Below are 18,125 nucleotides of genomic sequence, written 5' to 3' on the forward strand. Positions count from 1 at the left end.
ACACGACCGTTAAGCCCTCCAGCGTCGATGGTACTTGAACCGAAGGGTTCTGGGAGAGTAGAACGTTGCCAAGCACAGAACAAAGCCTTTTTGAGTGAAATCTCAGAAAGGCTTTTTTGTTGTTTCCGTATTTTTGCCAATGAGCTAAATTACTTTTTATGAATTCCTACAAAATCTTCAGAAATCTGAACAAATCGTTCAATTTGTATTACAATAGTCATAATGAATTTGACTAGGCAGTTAGGAGGACGTAAGGCATTGATAAACAGCTACATACAGATTGCAACAGCGATGTTTCGCACAGGTATTCTTGGTTATGGAGGCGGTCCGTCGATCGTGCCGTTAATCCGCTATGAAGCGGTTACGCGATTTAAGTGGATGGAGGATGAGGAGTTCGGCGAGGTCCTCGCCATAGCCAATGCGCTGCCCGGCCCGATCGCGACCAAATTAGCCGGGTACTTGGGCTACAGGTTAAAAGGCGTAGGCGGAGCAACTTTAGGCGTACTCGCCCATATTGCGCCAACATGCGTGGCGATGGTGGGGCTTTATTCATTTATTCATTTTTTCAGTACGTCAACGATTATTAAAGGCATGATCGCGGCAGTTGTTCCCGTAGTCGCCGTGATGCTGGCTGTCATGGCCTATGAGTTTGGCGAGAAGGCGGTCAAAGGGCTAGGATGGTATGCGGGAATTGGCTTCTTTCTTATTTCCTTTCTATTGCTTCAAACGTTATCCGTGCATCCTGCCATTGTCATCTTTCTCTTTTTATTCTATGGCGCCTTTCATAACAAACTGCAGAGTCTATGGAAGAAGAAGCAAAAGAAAGGTGAGAGCGCATGATGGAATGGTGGCATCTGCTCGTTAGTTTTTTCTTAGCCAACGTATTTGGCTATGGGGGCGGTCCGTCTTCCATACCGCTTATGTATCAGGAGGTTGTGCCGAATCACGCCTGGATGACCAGCAGCGGCTTTTCCAACATGCTGGCGCTGGGGAACGCGCTGCCTGGCCCGATAGCCACGAAGATCGCCGCATATGTCGGATATCAGGTCGGAGGCTGGCCAGGGGTTCTGATCGCAATTGCGGCAACAATCGTGCCGTCTATTATAGCTTTAATCTTTTTGCTGAACATGCTGCAAAAGTATAAACAGTCCCCAGTGATCAAGGGGATGACACTGCTAGTCCAGCCCGTGATCGCCATCATGATGCTGCTGGTCACTTGGAGCAGTTTCGTCGAATCCACGAAAACGATCGGGTATCTGCAGTTTTTCGGGATTGCAGCGGTGTCCTTGTATTTCATTCAAAAAAGAAAAATTCACCCCGCCTTTGTCATTGTGGCAGCTTTTGTGTATGGCGGCATCTTTCTTCAGCACTCCTAGACGCTAGGAGTGTTTTTTTGCACCTTGTTAAGGTGTCTGCACGGCGCGAACAAAGATTTTAGGGATAAGCTTGCAGCGTTCTGGTTTTGCGGCTCTATTCATAAATTGTTGGAAAGGGGGAACACGTTCGGAACAAGTGAAGCGTCAGGATGGGGAATCCTGGCGTTTTTTTATACTTAAGTGCATCAGTGACAAAAAAACGACTTCATGTTATGAAAGGTAACAAAGTTGCGTAATGCAAATTGACCCATTTCCTGGACAGATTTACAATGGAACAAATTCTTCCTATTGAGCTTAAAAGAATGCAGAGGATCTGAGGTGGAGTAATCATGAAGCTGACCTTGCAGGCTGTAAACCAGCTGGATCAACAAGCGTTTGTCGCAGCATTCGGATCTTTGTTCGAGCATTCGCCATGGGTTGCAGAGCGCGCCTGGCTGGCGGGACCGTTCGCTGCGCAGCAGGATCTGATCAGCGCCTTGGAAGCGGAGGTGTGGCGGGCCGAGCAGGATGAGCAGCTGAGACTTTTAAAGGCTCATCCTGATTTGGGAACGCGTGTTAAAATGACAGATCATTCCGTTCAAGAGCAGTCAGGTGCGGGGCTAAACCAGTTATCCGCTGAAGAACACGAGTTTTTTCTTACTTTAAACCGCCAGTATACGGATAAATTCCATTTTCCATTCATCATGGCGGTGAAAGGCCAGACAAAGATCACCATTCGTGAGGCGATGGAGCAGCGCATTCAACTGGATCCGCAGACCGAGCGCAAGCGCGCGCTGCAGGAAGTTTGCAAAATCGCGAGGTTCCGGTTAGAGACCATGCTCATGAAGGAAGTGGAGGAAACGATGATGAAACCGGCAGACAACGCGCACAGGACGATGTACTACGGCAAAGGGGACGTGTGGGTGTACCGCTCTTACGCCAAGCCGTTGACACAGATTACCCCGATTCCGGAATCAGGCTTTACGGGCAGGGACAATATTTTGTTTGGGATGAATGTCAAAATAGCTGTCAGCGGTGAGAAGCTGTTCTCATCGTTCTCTGAAGGCGACAATTCGGTTGTCGTGGCGACAGACTCGATGAAAAACTTTATCCTTCGCAAAGCGGGAGCGTATGAAGGCGCGACGGCCGAAGGATTTTTGGAATTTGCCGGTCGGCAGTTTCTGGAGACTTACCCGCATTTGACGGGGGTGAAAATGAGCGCCGATCAAGTGCCGTTCGAGGTGCTGCCGGTTCCAGCATCAGGAGTACCCGGAGCCGAGCAATTACCCGGGCAATTGCATGCGAGCGAGCTCGTTTTCCGTTATTCGCAAAATGAGCATCCCACAGCCCTGGTGGAGCTGGTCCGCACGGCGGAGGGGATCGAAATTGTCCAGCATGGCGGCGGCGTCGCCGGCTTAAAGCTAATTAAAGTGAAAGGCAGCTCGTTCGCCGGTTTCATCCGGGATTCGTATACGACGCTTCCGGAAACGTCCGATCGTCCGCTGTTCATTTTCCTCGACATCGCCTGGTGTTACGAACAAGCCGAAGACGCGCTGGATGCCGACCGTGAGCGCTATGTCGCTGCTGAGCAAATCCGCGATATCGCACATACCGTTTTTCATGAACAGCACTCGCCGTCCATTCAAAATCTGATTTATCGCATCGGACAACGGGCATTAAGGCGCTTTCCACAGCTGAAGGAAATCCGCTTCGAATCCAATAACCGCACGTGGGAGACGGTCTTGGAGCAAGCGGTGACCCGTGAAGGCAAAGTCTTCACCGAGCCGCGCCCGCCTTATGGCTTCCAAGGGTTTTCCATGACAAAGGAGGACCTTGAATAATGATGAGCGCTGGCATAACGACGCATGTGCTGGATATAAGTGCCGGCTGCCCGGCAAGCGGGGTGCAGATCGAATTGTTCCAGCGGCTGAATGACGGCAGGACGAAGCTTTTGCAGACCGCCTATACGAATGCGGACGGGCGGGTACAAGGGCCGATGCTCATCGGGGAGTCGGTTACTACCGGCACGTATGAGCTCGTGTTCCACGTCGGCAATTATTTCCGGAACCGGGGGATTAGCCTGGAGGAGCCGCTTTTTTTGGACCAGGTGCCCGTACGTTTCGGGATAAGCCGATCTTCCTCGCATTACCATGTGCCGCTGTTGGTCGCGCCGTGGGGGTACAATACGTATCGGGGCAGCTAACCCCCTAAGGAGGTTCATTCATGAGCGTAAGCGTGAATCAGCCGTTAGATCTTATTATTCAAAATGGTATGGTCGTTCTTGCCGATCAGGTATGCCGTGCTGATATTGGGATTCAGGACGGAAAAATTGCTGTCATTTGCAAAAAAATTGAAGTGCCTGAGCGTACACCAGTCTACAATGCAGAAAATCTACACATCTTCCCCGGCGTTGTGGATGCGCATGTTCACTTCAACGAGCCTGCGCTCGGTCACTGGGAAGGGTTTGCGTCAGGCTCGGCCTCGCTGGCGGCCGGCGGCTGCACGACGTACATCGACATGCCGCTGAACGGCGTGCCTCCGACGGTGCGCCTGAGCGCTCTCCAGCGTAAGCTGGAGGCGGCGGCCGGCGAGTCGCATGTCGACTATGCGCTGTGGGGCGGACTCGTGCCTGGCAATGTGAAGGAGCTTCAGCCCCTTGCGGAGGCAGGAGTGATCGGCTTTAAAGCGTTCATGTCCTGTCCAGGCGGCGAAGGCGAAGATATTTTTGCCGAGGTGGACGACTTGACGCTGTATGAAGGGATGAAGGAGATCGCTCGCTTGGACAAGGTGCTTGCTCTGCATGCCGAAAGCGAAGCGATCGTATCCCAGCTTGGCAAGCAGGCACAAGCAGCAGGCAAGCGGAGCGCGCAGGACTTTGTCGCCACAAGGCCGGTCCTTGCTGAGCTGGAAGCGGTGAACCGCGCGCTCTTTTATGCAGAGCAGACGGGGTGCAAGCTGCACTTTGTGCACATCAGCAGTGCCGATGCCGTGCAGGCGATCACCGAGGCCAAAGCCAAGGGCATGGACGTCACGGTGGAGACGTGCCCGCACTACTTGGCTTTGACGGCGAACGATCTGGCGCGCATCGGCCCCGTCGCCAAGTGCGCTCCGCCGCTTCGCAGCGCAGAGGAGCAGGAGCGCCTCTGGGCGAAGGTCGCAGACGGCGCCATCGATATCATCGCCTCGGATCACTCGCCCTGCCCGACAGCGCTCAAGCAGGGGAATATCTTCGAGGCGTGGGGCGGTATCTCCGGCGCGCAAAGCTCGCTGGAGCTCATGCTCGAGGAAGGCTGGCGCAGACGCCGCATTCCGCTGCCGCAACTGGCGCGCATGCTGTCGCTGGAGCCTGCGAAGCGCTTCGGCCTCTATCCGCGCAAAGGGGAAATTGCTATAGGCGCCGATGCCGATCTGGCGCTAGTTGATCTCACGCTGACGTATACGTTGGCAGCGGAAGATTTGCTGTACCGGCATAAGCACAGCCCTTATGTCGGCAAAACATTCAGCTGCCGGGTGCAAGCAGCATTCCTGCGTGGCGCCAAGGTGTATGAGCTTGGCGAAGGGGTGAAGGGAAGGGCGGAAGGCGTCTGGCTCCGCCATCAAGCTGCTGCTTATGCGGAAGCTGCAGCAGCCAAAGTCATTGCCAACGAAGGGACTGAGTAAGATGACGCCGGACTCGCTGCAATTGTTAGCCGGGTTCTCTGCGGAGCTGATCCGGCAGTTAGAAGAAATATCCGGCTATGGCGCTGATCCTGAGGGCGGGGTTACACGCCTGCTCTACACGGACGCATGGCAGCAGGCGCAGCAAGCGCTCGCCCGGCGCATGCAGAAGCTCGGGCTGGAGGTGCGCTTCGATGCGGTCGGCAACTTGTATGGCCGCTTGCCGGGGACGGCTGCAAACCTTGCCGGGCTCAAGCCGGTTTTGACAGGCTCGCACATCGATACGGTGGCTAACGGCGGCAAATATGACGGCGCTTACGGCGTCGTCGCCAGTATGCTGGCGCTGGGCTTTCTCAAGGCAGCCTACGGGATGCCCAAGCGGACACTTGAAGCGGTATCCTTCAGTGAAGAGGAAGGGAGCCGATTCCCACTGACGTTCTGGGGATCGGGGAACGTTACTGGTGTGCGAACGCTGGAGCAAGCAGCGGGCATTACGGATCCTGACGGAGTTAGCCTGCAGGACGCCATGCGGCAGGCCGGATTCGGCGGCGCTGGCGAGGTACCGGATACGTCAGCTAGACGGAGCGATATCGGCGCTTACATCGAGCTGCACATTGAACAAGGCGGCGTACTTGAACACCGCCGCAAACAGATTGGCATCGTTACGGCAATCGTGGGCCAGCGAAGGCTTGGTGTCCGCGTGCTGGGAACAGCCAATCATGCTGGAACGACGCCGATGCCAATGCGCAAAGACGCATTGGCCGGCGCAGCCGAAATGATCGTGCTCACCGAGCGTTTGGCGCTTGCGGCCGGCGAGCCTCTAGTTGCGACAGCAGGCAAAATTGAAGTCAGCCAAGGCGCTTCCAATGTGGTGCCCGGCGATGTGGCGTTTACTTTGGATATCCGTCATACGGATGCACCTGTATTAGATGCATTTTACATGAATTTGCAAAATGAGCTTGAAGCTGTTGCAAGACGGCGGGAGCTTGAAATAGAGATCACCGAACATTTACATGTGACACCGGTTCAGATGGACAGCGCGATTTCCAACGAAATTGAGCGAATTTGTGAGGATGGGGGGCGACCCTATCTAAGGATGCCAAGCGGAGCAGGCCATGATGCGCAGCTGCTGGGGGCGGTTTGTCCGGCAGCGATGATTTTTGTTCCGAGCCGGGCAGGGATCAGCCATAGTCCAGCGGAGTATACGTCCGCTGAGGAGCTGATAGCGGGCTTCCAGACGCTGGTTCATCTTTTATACCAATACGGTTATGGGGGAAAGGCAGATGACGATATATAAAGACTTGGCCCCGTCGCAGCGTACGATCATGACACCGGGACCTGTCGAGGTGGACCCGCGCGTGCTGCGGGCGATGAGCTACCCGATACTCGGCCAATTCGATCCTGAGTTTACAGCGCTGATGAACGAGACGATGGAAATGCTCAGGGCTTTGTTTCAAACGAACAACCAGTGGTGTTATCCAATCGACGGCACCTCCCGTTCAGGCATCGAAGCGGTGCTGGTCAGCGTCATTCAACCGGGTGACAAAGTGCTGGTGCCGATCTATGGCCGCTTCGGTCATCTTCTCGTCGAGATTTCCGAACGCTGTGGCGCCGAGGTCGTTACTTTAGAGAAGGAGTGGGGGACGGTTTTTGACCCCGGAGAGATCATCGGCGCAATTAGGCGCGAGCAACCGCACATCGTGGCGATGGTGCACGGCGAGACGTCCACCGGCTGCTTGCAGCCGTTCGGCGGCATCGGTGCGGCGTGCCGGGAAGCGGATGCGCTGCTTATCGTCGACGCTGTGGCCACGATCGGCGGGGTGCCTGTGCAGACGGACGCGTGGCAGCTCGACGCTGTCATCGGCGGCACGCAAAAGTGCTTGTCGGTGCCGGCCGGCATGGCGCCGGTTACTTATAATGAGCGCGTCGAAGCGAAGGTGCTGCGCCGCAAAACGATCGAGCGAGGGCTGCGCGACAAAGATGCGGAAAGCGTGCACGGGTTAACGGTGCGCAGCAACTATTTTGATCTAGGCATGCTGCAGGATTACTGGAGCCCCAAGCGGCTGAATCACCATACAGAGGCGACTTCGATGCTGTATGCGCTGCGTGAAGGGGTCAGGCTGGTGCTGCAGGAAGGACTGGAGGCGCGCTTTGCCAGACACCGCCGGCATGAGGCAGCACTTCTTGCCGGCCTAACGGCGATGGGGCTGACGCTGTACGGTGATCCAGGCTGCAAGCTGCCGGTAGTGACGTGCGTGCGCATCCCGGACGGTGTGGACGGCGAGGCGGTTCGCGCGATGCTGCTGAACAGCTTTGGCATCGAGATTGCCAGCTCCTTCGGGCCGCTCAAAGGCCAGATCTGGCGCATCGGGACGATGGGCTACAGCTGCAATCAAAAAAACGTGCTGCATGTGCTGGGCGCACTGGAAGCTGTACTCATCCGCCACGGTGTAAAGGTACCGGCAGGCGAGGCGCTCCAAGCCGCCTTAGCGTGCTACGAAAGATCCTTGGACTAGGGGGGGAACGCCGATGTTGAACATCATGCCGCGAGCGGAACGGGCGATGATTGCCACGCCTCATTATTTGGCCAGCAGTGTAGGGAGCGCGATTTTACAGCAGGGCGGCAATGCGTTTGACGCTGCAATTGCCATCAGCGCCGCTCTGGGCGTCGTCTACCCGCATATGACAGGGATTGGCGGAGACGCATTCTTTTTGATGTATCCGGCTTCGACCGGCACAATGGTCGGTTTTAACGGCAGCGGGATGGCGGCAGCTCGGGCGACACCTGCTTTTTACCGGCAAAAAGGGTTGGAAGCGATTCCACAGAGAGGCGTGCTGAGTGCTATTACTGTACCCGGCATGGCCGATGCCTGGTGGCAGGTATGGGCGAAGTTCGGCAGGCTCCCTTGGGCGAAGCTGCTGGCTCCGGCTATCGATTATGCGGAAAAAGGATTCCCCATTTCACGGAATTTAGCTTTTTGGATCCGGAAAGATGAGTCGCTCATTCGGGCTTCAGAGCAGCTTAGCGCTGTTTATACGGCGCATGGAGCGCTGTTGCAGGAAGGGGACCGTCTGGTACAAACGCATTTGGCGCAGACGCTGCGCTGCATTCAGCTGGAGGGCCGGGAAGCTGTGTACAGCGGTACGGTGATGCAGGCGATTGTCGACTGCGTTCGCCACGACGGCGGGGCGCTGGAGGAAACGGATTTCCGTGGATATGCCGGGGAATGGGTGGAGCCGCTCTCCGCTACGTACCGGGGATACGAAATTTTTCAGATGCCGCCGAACTCACAAGGTTTCACAGCGCTGATGATGATGAATATGCTGGAGCATATTGAAGTTAGCAACGTGCCTAGGGATTCCGCAAATTTCTATCATATAATGTCAGAAGTCATTAAAAAAGCGTTCCGTGATCGCGACCGTTATTTGACGGATCCGCGCTTCCGGGACATTCCGCTTGAGCGGCTGCTTTCCAAAACTTACGCGTCCCAGTTGTGGGAGGAAATGAAGGCGACTCCTCTGCAGGCCAGCCAGCATCTGTCCCCGGCTATTGGCCAGGATACGGCGTATGCGGCGGTTGTGGATGATGAAGGGAATGCTGTGTCATTCATTCAAAGTTTGTATTTTGATTTTGGCGCTGCTTATGTCGCCGGGGATACAGGCATTATTTTGCAGAACAGAGGCTCATTCTTCTCGCTCGATGCGGATGCGGCCAATGTACTGGAGCCGGGCAAAAGGTCGTTCCACACGCTGATGCCGGCGATGGTCACCAAAGCGGGCAAACCTTACATGCTGTATGGCACACAAGGCGGTGAGGGACAGCCGCAGACGCAGCTTTCGATTTTAACGGGCGTGTTGGACTACGGTCTCTCCATTCAGGAAGCGATCTCGCTTCCGCGTTGGGTATATGGGCGAACATGGGGGGAAGATGGGGATGCGCTTAGGCTGGAGCACCGACTGACTCCGGATGTTTATGCTCAGTTGCAGGCATGGGGGCATCGCGTCGAGCTGGTGGACAGTTGGGACGGATTGATGGGGCAGGCGCAAGGTATTGTTATTGATGACAAAGGCGTTAGAAGCGGGGCCGCTGATCCTCGGGGTGACGGTCTGGCGATCGGCTGGTAGTACGGAGTGAGAAGCGGGAGGCGGTAGAGGTGGAGGCTTACGACATATTGACGGCAATAGAAAAAGGCGTGCCTCAGGCGGTGCTGGCAACAGTCATTCATGTGGAAGGCCATGCTTATCGTAAGCAGGGGACGATGATGCTTCTGACGGAGGATGGTCAATCGGCGGGGAGTATTAGTCCCGGCTGCCTGGAAGCGGATCTGGCTGAATATGTGCCGTCCGTATGGAAGTCGCAGAAGCCGCAATTAGTGGAATACGATATGCGTCCGGCTGACGACTTTGGCTGGGGGGACACCATCGGCTGCGGCGGGCTGATCCGGATCTTGCTGGAGCCAGTCGCCGGCGAGCTGCTGGTGAACATGCGGACCATTAAGGCCGCACTGGACCTAGGGCTGTCCCTCCTGCTGACTCGCTTATATTCGGCCGTGGATGCGACGGTTGACTATTCGCTGCAGGAAGCTTGCATGGGGGCGGAAGCGGAGTGGGCGGATGCTTCGATGTCCGCTCGCCGGGAGCCGTCCACAGCTGTGTATGTCTCCCTGTTCGAGCCGAAGCCGAGGGTGATCGTCTTCGGCGCTAATCAGGACGCCATTCCGCTTGTGCAATTGGCGCTCAGCGCCGGCTTCCGCGTCGTGGTCGCCGACTGGCGCGAGGCGCTCTGTACAGCCGATCGGTTCCCCGGCGCCGAGCTGACCGCAGCCTTTCCGGATCAGCTCAAGGAACGACTTAACTTGACTAGCGGTGACTACGTCATAGTCATGAGTCATCAGTTTCAGAAAGATCGGGATTTTGTGCAGGAAATTATGGCGGCTCCCTTGCGTTACCTGGGCATTATGGGCACAAGAGCCAGGACGGAGAAGCTGCTCGACGGGCGCGACGTTCCCGCCTGGCTGCATTATCCGGTTGGTTTCAAAATCGGGTCGGAAGGGCCTGTCGAGAATGCAGTCAGCATCGTGGCAGAGCTTATCAGCATTCGCCGTGGCATGGCTGGCGGCAAAAAGGCTGGATATGGCTGGAATCCCGGCGATTTGAACCGCCGGAGCAACTGGTGAGCGCCATGGAAACTAACATTCGCGTGGCCGGTGTGTATCTCGCAGCCGGCAGCAGCAGCAGAATGGGGACGGCCAAACTGTCCCTTGCCGCAGCGCCAGGTGTGCAGCTTGGCAGTCTTGCACTGATGCAGGCGCTGCGCTCCAAATTGGAACACGTCCTCGTTGTAACGCGCGAAGGCGATGCAGGGGCGTGGATACCGGAGGCGGCGCAGCCGTACGCGGTGTCCGGCAAATGCCGGGTCGTGACGTGCAAGGAGGCGGCGTCCGGTATGGCGCACTCGCTCCATACCGGCGTTCGGCTGGCTGATGAGCTCGGAGCGGATGCGCTGCTGGTGATGCTCGCCGATCAGCCGTTTGTGACAGCCGACATGCTGGACCGGCTGATTGCGGCCTATGCCAGAGAGCGCGAATCGGGCATGGACTATATCGCCAGCGGGGATCAGGGGCTGCCCAAGCCGCCGATCGTTCTCGGGCGGGGGATGTGGCAGGCCGTGCTTGCACTGCGCGGGGATGTGGGCGCACGTGGCCTGTTCAGCTCCCCGCAGTTCAGGGGCATGCTGCTGCCGGAGGAGAACGCTTTGCGCTTCATGGACGTGGATACGCCTGAGATGTATAGATCGATGTTAAAAATGATGCAACACTTTGCAGAATGTCAATATAAATAACATATGGAATTGGAAAGAAGTGCATTTTTACAAATGGTGCGCTTCTTTTTATATATTCAAACAAATCGTTGTAAGGTTAATTGACGCAAAATTCTAAGTTTTATTATAGTAGATCTAATTTCAAGCTGGATAATGGATACAATGAGCGGAAAAGGAGAGGTTCCCATGTCGCTTCCGATAAATCAGCTGCCTTGGAAGCAGCCTTCGGTATGGCTGCCTGACAGTGTCGAAGAGGCGCTGAAGTTGAAACAAAGATGGGGCGACCAAGCGGTGCTGGTCGCTGGCGGCACCTGGCTGCGCCCGCGCTGGGAGAACGGCTTGTCGCCGCTGCCTGAGCATCTGATCAGCTTGGAACGGATTCCCGCCCTTGGCGCGCTGACGGTAGAGGGGGGCGGCGAACTGCGCATCGGTGCGGCTTGTGGTTTGGCTGCGCTGCAGCGCCATCCGCTCCTGCAGCTGAAAGGCCGGCTGCTGGTGCGCGCATGTGCGGACATTGCAGCCCCATCGGTGCGGCACCTGGCGACGCTCGGCGGCAATGTAATGACGCGTACCGGAGATCTGCTGCCTGCGCTGCTCGTCATGGACGCGCACGTGAGCAGCACGGACGGCAGTGCTGAAGGGACATGGCCGCTGGCCGAGTGGCTTAAGCGCGGCCCATCACCTCAGGAGCTGCTGACGGCGATTGTGATCCCGCCCGCCGGGGAGCCTGACGGTTTCTATGTCAAAGTGGGACGCCGTGAGGCTTTTACGCCTTCTGTCGTTACCGTGGCCGGCAAGCTTGCGCTGCATAGCGATGGTACGATTGCTGCGCTGGCGCTTGCCGCAGGCGGGGGAGCGGCAGTGCCGGCACGCTTCGAAGAGTTGGAGGCGGCAGCGGTTGGGCAGCCGCTGACGAAGGCGCTGCTGAGATGGCTGCACACTGGCGTGATGGAGCAGTATCAGGCGGTGGCCGATGACTATGCCGGAGTCGCTTACCGCAAGCAAACCGCTGCAAATCTGATCATTTCGGAACTTTACAAAGCTTGGCGCCAAGGGGGCGGTATAGATGCGATTAAGCCGTGAGTCTCATCCGCACAGATGGATCATCAGGCCGGATGGTTCGGACAAAGTGACCGGAACGCTAAAATATTTAACGGACCTCACAATGCCGGGTATGCTGCACGGTAAAGTCCTGCGCAGCGAGTACCCGCACGCATGGGTGCTGTCGATCGATGTGAGCAAAGCGAAGCGGGTGCCTGGCGTACGCGCAGTGCTGACCGCAGACGATGTGCCGGGGATGAATCTGTTCGGCATTGCTTTTCCGCATCAGCCGGTGTTGTGCAGCGATCGCGTCCGCTATGTCGGCGATGCGCTGGCTGCCGTAGCGGCGGATACAGAAGAGCTTGCCGAGCATGCGCTCAGCCTTATTGAGGTACATTACGAACCGCTGCCGGTTGTCGACGATCCGGCCAAAGCGCTGGATGAAGGCACGGTCAAGCTGCATCCGGAAGGGAACCTGCTGCATCGCACCTGCATTCAGCATGGGGATGCGGCGTCGGCCTTTGCCGATTGCCTGCATATTGTGGAAGAATCCTACAGCACACCGCGCCAAATGCATACGTACATGGAGACAGAGGGCGGCTTGTTCGTCCTTGGCGAAGATGGCAGACTGACGGTCTATTCGCCGACTCAGCACGGCTATAAGGACCGGATGCAGCTGGCGCGCATTTTGGATATGCCCGAGGAGCGGATTCGGGTCCTCTCCAGTCCGATCGGCGGGTCGTTCGGCGGAAAAGATGAGCTGAACGTGCAGCCGTACGGGGCGATGCTGGCGCTGACAACCGGTCTGCCGATCAAAATGCACAATTCGCGCCGGGAGTCGGTCATCTCGGGTATCAAACGGCATCCGATGCAGATCACGATGAAGACGGGGGTAGACGCGTCAGGCCGGATTATCGCGCATCAAGTGAGCATTTTGGCCGATACCGGCGCGTATGCGACCTTGGGACGCGAAGTGCTGAACTTCGCAACGGAGCATGTGATCGGGCCTTATACCATTCCTAATGTCGATGTGCAAGGCACCAGTGTATATACGAACAACGGCGTGTCCGGGGAGTTTCGGGGCTTTGGCGGCAATCAGGTTATTTTTGCGGTGGAAAGCCAGATAGAACGGTTAGCCGAAAAGCTGGGCATGGACGCTTGGGCGTTCCGCAAGCTGAACCTGCGCGCACCTGGTGATCCGGGACCGCTGGGGCAAAAGATTGTCGCCACCGAAGGGGCGGAGCAGGTGTGGCGCAAAGCGCTGGAATCGCCGCTGTGGGCGCGACGGGGGCAGGCGGCGGGTGCCGAGCCCTGGCTCCGCCGAGGCGTCGGGGCGGCGATGGTGATGCACGGCGCCGGGCTCGGCCTCGGCATCCCGGATCATTCCGGCGGCCGCGTCGAGCTGACCGCGGACGGCAAAATCCAGGCCTCCTTCGGCTTCGAGGAGATCGGCCAAGGGTTGTATGCAGCATTGACGCTGATGCTGCAGGATTTTTTTGGCTGCGCCGCCGCCGATGTCCGCATCGTTATCGGCGATACGGACCGCGTGCCGGTCAGCGGCTCCAGCACGGCGTCGCGCGCCACGACGATGATGTGGCGCGCACTGCAACGGCTGCAGCCGCCGTTCGTGTCGGCGCTGCTGCAGCAGGCCTCGGCGCTCTCCGGCATTCCGGCTGGAGAGCTTGTCACTGGCGCGGGCGGTGTACACCGCGCAGGCGCGCAGGCGCAGGAGCAGGCCCAGGCCGGGCCTGTCGTCACCTACGCGCAGCTGGCCCTCGCAGCGGGCAAGCCGATTCGGGTGGAAGCCGAATTCGACTATCCGACGACACCGGAAGGCGCCATCGGTGCGCATTATTTGTACTCGTACGCATCCGTCATTGCCGAGGTCGAGGTGAACTTGCTTACAGGCCGCGTCAAGGTGCTGGAAACCGATCACGTTGTTGCCGCTGGCCCTGTCATTAATCCGATGGGTTTTCTGGGTCAGATCGAAGGTGGCAGTGTGATGGCGCTTGGTTTTACCTTGTCAGAGGATGCCGTTATGCAAGAAAGCCGATATGTCCGGCAAAATCTCGACACTTACCTGGTCCCCACATTCAAGGACAGCCCACAAGTTGTACGTGTTGAAGCGATCGAAGAACTTCCCGAGGGGGACGCTTTCGGCCCGCGCGGCGTTGGGGAGATCGGCTCTGTCGGGCTGGCGCCGGCGCTTACAGCAGCTGTGAGGCAGGCTGCCGGTATTTGGGTGAACCATCTCCCGATCTCGCCGCAAGACATCGTGCAGGGAATCGACTGGTTGGAAGGAGTGGAGGGGCTATGATTCGTGATATCTACGTGCTGGAATGCACGATAAACGGCAAGGAAGTCGCGATACCCGTCCCGGCATCCAAACGGATGTCTGATCTATTACGCGAAGACTTGCTTTTGAGCGGGACGAAGGTCGCATGTGAAATTGGGCGCTGCGGCGCCTGCATGGTGCTCCTTGACGGCAGACCGGTCAATTCCTGCTTGCTGATGGCTTACCAGGCGGCAGGCAAAAGCGTGGTGACGATCGAGGGGATATCGGCGGGAGAGTCTTTGCACCCGATTCAGCAAGCGATGCTGGAGGAAGGAGGGCTGCAGTGCGGTTACTGTACGGCCGGTATGGTCGTCAGCTTGACCGCGCTATGGGATACAAACCCGGCTCCGACCCGCACAGAGGCGGAAGAGGCGCTGTGCGGCAACATATGCCGCTGCACAGGGTATGAAGGCATTTTTCGGGCGATAGAAAGATGCGGGTTGTGGGGCAAAACGGAAGAGTAGAAACGATATGCACGGAACGACGGAGAGTGGGCGCGTGGCCTCGTCTAAAGCGGAGCAGTCGCTTTAGAGGCGTCAGTGGGTGCTCCGATGCTCGTCTAAAGCGGAAAAGTCGCTTTAGGGTCATCGGTGGAGTCACCGAGTCCTCGTCTAAAGCGAAAAATCCGCTTTAGGAGCCAGCGCCCGCGTCGCTCACACCCGCACACCACTCACGCCCCACGCCCACAGCAGCGAAAAAAAGGAGCTGAGCACGTCCAACGTGCCTAGCTCCTTTTTGTTTCGCCCGTCGGGCGCGGCATGTTCAATATCCGTCCGTCGTTTTCCCGGATTGTTTGGCCATCGCGGCGCCTTCCTGGTTGGAGACGCTGGTACCAGCATCCTGCGCCGCCCGCGCCTGTGCCGCGGCAAGCCCGTCGGACACGCGCTTGCCGTAGTCGGCGTCAGCTTGCGTGAAGTGCTCGATCATTTTGCGCTGGATGACCGGATGGCACACCATCAGCGCGTTGACCAGGTTGGCGATCAGCTCTTCGCGCTCCCAGGGCTCAAACTTGCGGTACGTATCGCCCGCCTGGCCAAAATCGTTCGTCCGGTCGATCTTCTGGCGGACGAGTCTGTCATTGTACGCCGGCTCGTGCTCTTTGCCGGACGGCGCGGCTTCCTTCAAGCCGCCGAGCGAGGACGGCTCGTAATTGACGTGCGGGTTTTGGCCGGCTCCCTTATCGACTATGTACGCCATTTGACCATCGCGCTGATTCGTGGCGACAGCGGATTTTGGCGCGTTGATGGGCAGCTGCAAATAGTTGGTGCCGACACGGTACCGCTGTGTATCCGAGTAGGAGAAGGTGCGTCCTTGCAGCAGCTTGTCATCGGAGAAGTCAAGCCCGTCGACCAGCACGCCTGTGCCGAATGCGACTTGCTCCACTTCGGCAAAGTAGTTCTCCGGGTTACGGTCCAGCACCATTTTGCCCACTGCCTGAAAAGGGAATTTCTCTTGATCCCACAGCTTGGTCGGATCCAGCGGATCAAAATCAAGCTCAGTATGTTCGTCATCACTCATAATCTGCACGGATAATTCCCACTCCGGGTATTCCCCGCGTTCGATCGCTCCGTACAAATCCTGCGTGGCGTGGCTCGTATTTTTACCCTGGATTTGCTCCGCTTCGGTCTGGGTCAAGTTCTTGATCTCCGTATTGAGCGGCTCCCAGTGGTACTTCACCAGCACGGCTGTGCCGTCTTTGTTGACCCATTTATATGTATTCACGCCCGAGCCCTGCATCTGCCGGTAATTCGCCGGAATTCCCCATGGGGAGAAGAGGAAGGTGATCATGTGCGTAGCTTCAGGAGAGTTGGAAACGAAATCGAACATTCTTTCGGGATTGGACAGGTTCGTCACAGGATCGGGCCTGAAGGCGTGAACCATATCAGGGAACTTCAGCGGATCACGGATGAAAAAAACTTTTAAATTATTGCCGACTAAGTCCCAATTTCCGTCCTCGGTATAAAATTTTACCGCAAAACCGCGCGGATCGCGCAGCGTCTCAGGCGAGTGGCCGCCATGGACAACGGTGGAGAAGCGGACGAAGACCGGCGTGCGTTTTCCTTTTTCCTGAAAAAGCTTGGCGCGGGTATATGTCGCAACAGGCTCGCTGCCTACCGTGCCGTAAGCTTCAAAATATCCGTGCGCACCCGCACCCCGCGCGTGGACGACCCGTTCTGGGATACGTTCGCGGTCAAAGTGCGAAATTTTCTCGATATAGTGGTAATTTTCCAAAGTAGATGGCCCGCGGTTTCCGATGGTACGAATATTTTGATTATCCGAAATCGGGTGGCCTTGCCGGTTCGTAAGTGTTGAGCCTGAACCGGACTCATTCCCAGTGGGGTTCATTGCAATGCCTCCTTTTTTTGATATATCCAGCTTTTGCTAATGGGCGGAGGAATATGCAAAAAAAGGCATTGACAATCATTATCACTAAAAATAAAATAAATATTAAATTAAAATAATTATAAATAACAAGTTGCTACGATAGAGTGAGGCTCAGCGAGCAGCCTCAAGGCGATTACAAGGAGGTTTCTATAGATGCCCAAAAATGATTTGAGCCAGGCTCTGCAGCAAATTCACGCCAAAAACATTCCTCTGCCTCCTCAGCGTTACGCACTTCTCGAATATTTGTACGCCCAGGACGGATACGCGACGGTGAAAGATATATGTGAAGCACTAATCGAAAGGTACCCGCATCTCCAGGCAACAACCGTATACAGCAGCTTGCTCGTGTTTAAGCGGCTTGGCCTGGTACGGGAGCTGGCTTGGAACAATGCCTCTCCGCGGTATGAAGCGGCGATCTGCTCATAAATAAAAGCGCCCTGATGGGCGCTTTTATTTATTGTGCTGCCGCAATTCATTTACGGCATCCAGCAGTTCTTGGCCGATATAGGCCCGAGCTTCGGTGTAAACAGGCTCCAGGGCTTGCTGCCAAGCTTGGCGTTCATCGTCGGTTAGGATATGGATGTCCATTTGTCCTGTCTTTTTCAAGTCATCCAATTGTTTGTTGTTAAAGGAAATGGCGTCCTGGTTCGCCCAAACGGTCGCTTCCTGCATGGCTGCTGTTATGGCCTGCTGATTCGCTAATGACAGCTTGTCCCAAAATTGCTTGTTCATGATAACGCCATAGCCCAAATAAGCATGATTACTGATCGTTAAATATTTTTGCACTTGGTACAGTTTGCGCGAATAGATGTTCGAGATCGTATTTTCTCCCGAATCGACTTCTCCTGATTCCATGCTTCGATATACCTTATTAAATGGAATAGGGGAGGTTCCGGCGTTCAGCAGGCGGAATTGGGCTTCAATGATTTTGCTGGGCAGAATGCGGAATTTCAGATTCCTGAAATCTTCCAGATGGACAAGAGGACGCACGTTGGAAGTCATCTGCTGGAAACCGTTGGCCCACAGCCCGAGTCCGATCATCCCATGCGACTCCAGCTTGCCCATGAGAATAGAGCCTATTTTACCCTGGAATGCTTCTTTCACAGCTTCGTCATTGCGGAAGGCAAAAGGCAAGTCCATGGCCATCCATTCAGGAACGACCTCGGAGATGTTGGAGAAGCTGGGAGCGATTATTTGAATGCTGCCACGCTGTAAAGCGGCAACCTCATCGTTCTCATTGTACAAAGTACCGTTGGGAAACAGCTCGACCCGTACGGTATCGTTCGTTTTGAGCTTGACGAGCCGGGCGAATTCCTGCGCCGCCCTTCCCTTGGGCGTATTCTCCGCGACGACGAAGCTGAACCGGATCACGGTTTGTTCGCCGAGTCCTTGCTGCTCATCATCATAGACACGCTGTCCGCTGTTAAATTGCGAGGAGAACCCGAAGACGACGGCAGTTACGAGCCCGAGGATGACAAATAAGGCAATGCCGGCAAACGTTTTCAAGAAAAACCTCCTCCTCCAAAAGGTC

The 18,125-nt window shown here is 56.4% G+C and carries 15 protein-coding genes and 1 pseudogene; 14 read left to right on the forward strand and 2 right to left on the reverse strand.

Going from position 1 to position 18,125, the window contains the following annotated elements; all coding sequences use genetic code 11:
- Positions 1 to 258 precede the first annotated feature (258 nt).
- From O9139_RS01345 to O9139_RS01405, 13 genes are all read left to right on the forward strand, one after another.
- Positions 259 to 840, forward strand: coding sequence for a chromate transporter (locus tag O9139_RS01345; RefSeq protein WP_408638357.1), 582 nt, complete (start codon positions 259 to 261; stop codon positions 838 to 840).
- On the forward strand, positions 837 to 1,376 hold the full coding sequence (locus O9139_RS01350) for a chromate transporter (protein ID WP_270877649.1): 540 nt from the start codon (positions 837 to 839) through the stop codon (positions 1,374 to 1,376). Before O9139_RS01345 ends, O9139_RS01350 begins: the two co-directional genes overlap by 4 nt.
- 329 nt (positions 1,377 to 1,705) lie before the next feature.
- A complete protein-coding gene (pucL, locus tag O9139_RS01355) occupies positions 1,706 to 3,196 on the forward strand; it encodes a factor-independent urate hydroxylase (protein ID WP_270877650.1) in 1,491 nt (496 codons plus the stop codon).
- Positions 3,196 to 3,558 (forward strand): hydroxyisourate hydrolase, encoded by a 363-nt coding sequence (uraH, locus tag O9139_RS01360; RefSeq protein ID WP_377526589.1) that lies wholly within the window; start codon positions 3,196 to 3,198, stop codon positions 3,556 to 3,558. Before pucL ends, uraH begins: the two co-directional genes overlap by 1 nt.
- A gap of 20 nt (positions 3,559 to 3,578) precedes the next feature.
- On the forward strand, positions 3,579 to 5,015 hold the full coding sequence (locus tag O9139_RS01365) for an allantoinase (protein WP_270877651.1): 1,437 nt from the start codon (positions 3,579 to 3,581) through the stop codon (positions 5,013 to 5,015).
- Entirely contained in the window at positions 4,993 to 6,309 is a 1,317-nt protein-coding gene (locus O9139_RS01370; RefSeq protein WP_270877652.1) for a Zn-dependent hydrolase, read from the forward strand. Before O9139_RS01365 ends, O9139_RS01370 begins: the two co-directional genes overlap by 23 nt.
- Positions 6,296 to 7,528, forward strand: coding sequence for a pyridoxal-phosphate-dependent aminotransferase family protein (locus O9139_RS01375; RefSeq protein WP_270877653.1), 1,233 nt, complete (start codon positions 6,296 to 6,298; stop codon positions 7,526 to 7,528). The genes O9139_RS01370 and O9139_RS01375 overlap by 14 nt, the downstream gene beginning before the upstream one ends.
- Before the next feature lie 13 nt (positions 7,529 to 7,541).
- Positions 7,542 to 9,137: a gamma-glutamyltransferase gene (gene ggt, locus O9139_RS01380; RefSeq protein WP_270877654.1), complete on the forward strand. Its 1,596-nt coding sequence runs from the start codon at positions 7,542 to 7,544 to the stop codon at positions 9,135 to 9,137.
- A gap of 29 nt (positions 9,138 to 9,166) precedes the next feature.
- Complete coding sequence (locus O9139_RS01385) at positions 9,167 to 10,189, forward strand: XdhC family protein (protein ID WP_270877655.1); 1,023 nt, start codon at positions 9,167 to 9,169, stop codon at positions 10,187 to 10,189.
- A gap of 5 nt (positions 10,190 to 10,194) precedes the next feature.
- Positions 10,195 to 10,854 (forward strand): nucleotidyltransferase family protein, encoded by a 660-nt coding sequence (locus O9139_RS01390; RefSeq protein ID WP_270877656.1) that lies wholly within the window; start codon positions 10,195 to 10,197, stop codon positions 10,852 to 10,854.
- A 165-nt stretch (positions 10,855 to 11,019) separates the two neighbouring features.
- On the forward strand, positions 11,020 to 11,916 hold the full coding sequence (locus tag O9139_RS01395) for an FAD binding domain-containing protein (RefSeq protein ID WP_270877657.1): 897 nt from the start codon (positions 11,020 to 11,022) through the stop codon (positions 11,914 to 11,916).
- Complete coding sequence (pucD, locus tag O9139_RS01400) at positions 11,900 to 14,191, forward strand: xanthine dehydrogenase subunit D (RefSeq protein ID WP_270877658.1); 2,292 nt, start codon at positions 11,900 to 11,902, stop codon at positions 14,189 to 14,191. The genes O9139_RS01395 and pucD overlap by 17 nt, the downstream gene beginning before the upstream one ends.
- Positions 14,188 to 14,673 (forward strand): (2Fe-2S)-binding protein, encoded by a 486-nt coding sequence (locus tag O9139_RS01405; RefSeq protein ID WP_270877659.1) that lies wholly within the window; start codon positions 14,188 to 14,190, stop codon positions 14,671 to 14,673. The genes pucD and O9139_RS01405 overlap by 4 nt, the downstream gene beginning before the upstream one ends.
- Positions 14,674 to 15,075: 402 nt before the next feature.
- Here O9139_RS01405 and O9139_RS01410 read toward each other — a convergent pair.
- Positions 15,076 to 16,528 (reverse strand): annotated as a pseudogene (locus O9139_RS01410) (catalase); the annotation flags it as partial.
- 219 nt (positions 16,529 to 16,747) lie between these two features.
- On the opposite strand from O9139_RS01410, the gene O9139_RS01415 reads away from it, so the two are divergent.
- A complete protein-coding gene (locus O9139_RS01415; RefSeq protein WP_270877661.1) occupies positions 16,748 to 17,020 on the forward strand; it encodes a Fur family transcriptional regulator in 273 nt (90 codons plus the stop codon).
- Between the two features lie 24 nt (positions 17,021 to 17,044).
- Here the strand turns inward: O9139_RS01415 and O9139_RS01420 are convergent, their stop codons facing one another.
- A complete protein-coding gene (locus tag O9139_RS01420) occupies positions 17,045 to 18,100 on the reverse strand; it encodes a DctP family TRAP transporter solute-binding subunit (RefSeq protein WP_270877662.1) in 1,056 nt (351 codons plus the stop codon).
- Positions 18,101 to 18,125 lie beyond the last annotated feature (25 nt).

The organism is Paenibacillus aestuarii (assembly GCF_027789125.1).
GTDB classification, from domain to species: domain Bacteria; phylum Bacillota; class Bacilli; order Paenibacillales; family NBRC-103111; genus Paenibacillus_E; species Paenibacillus_E aestuarii.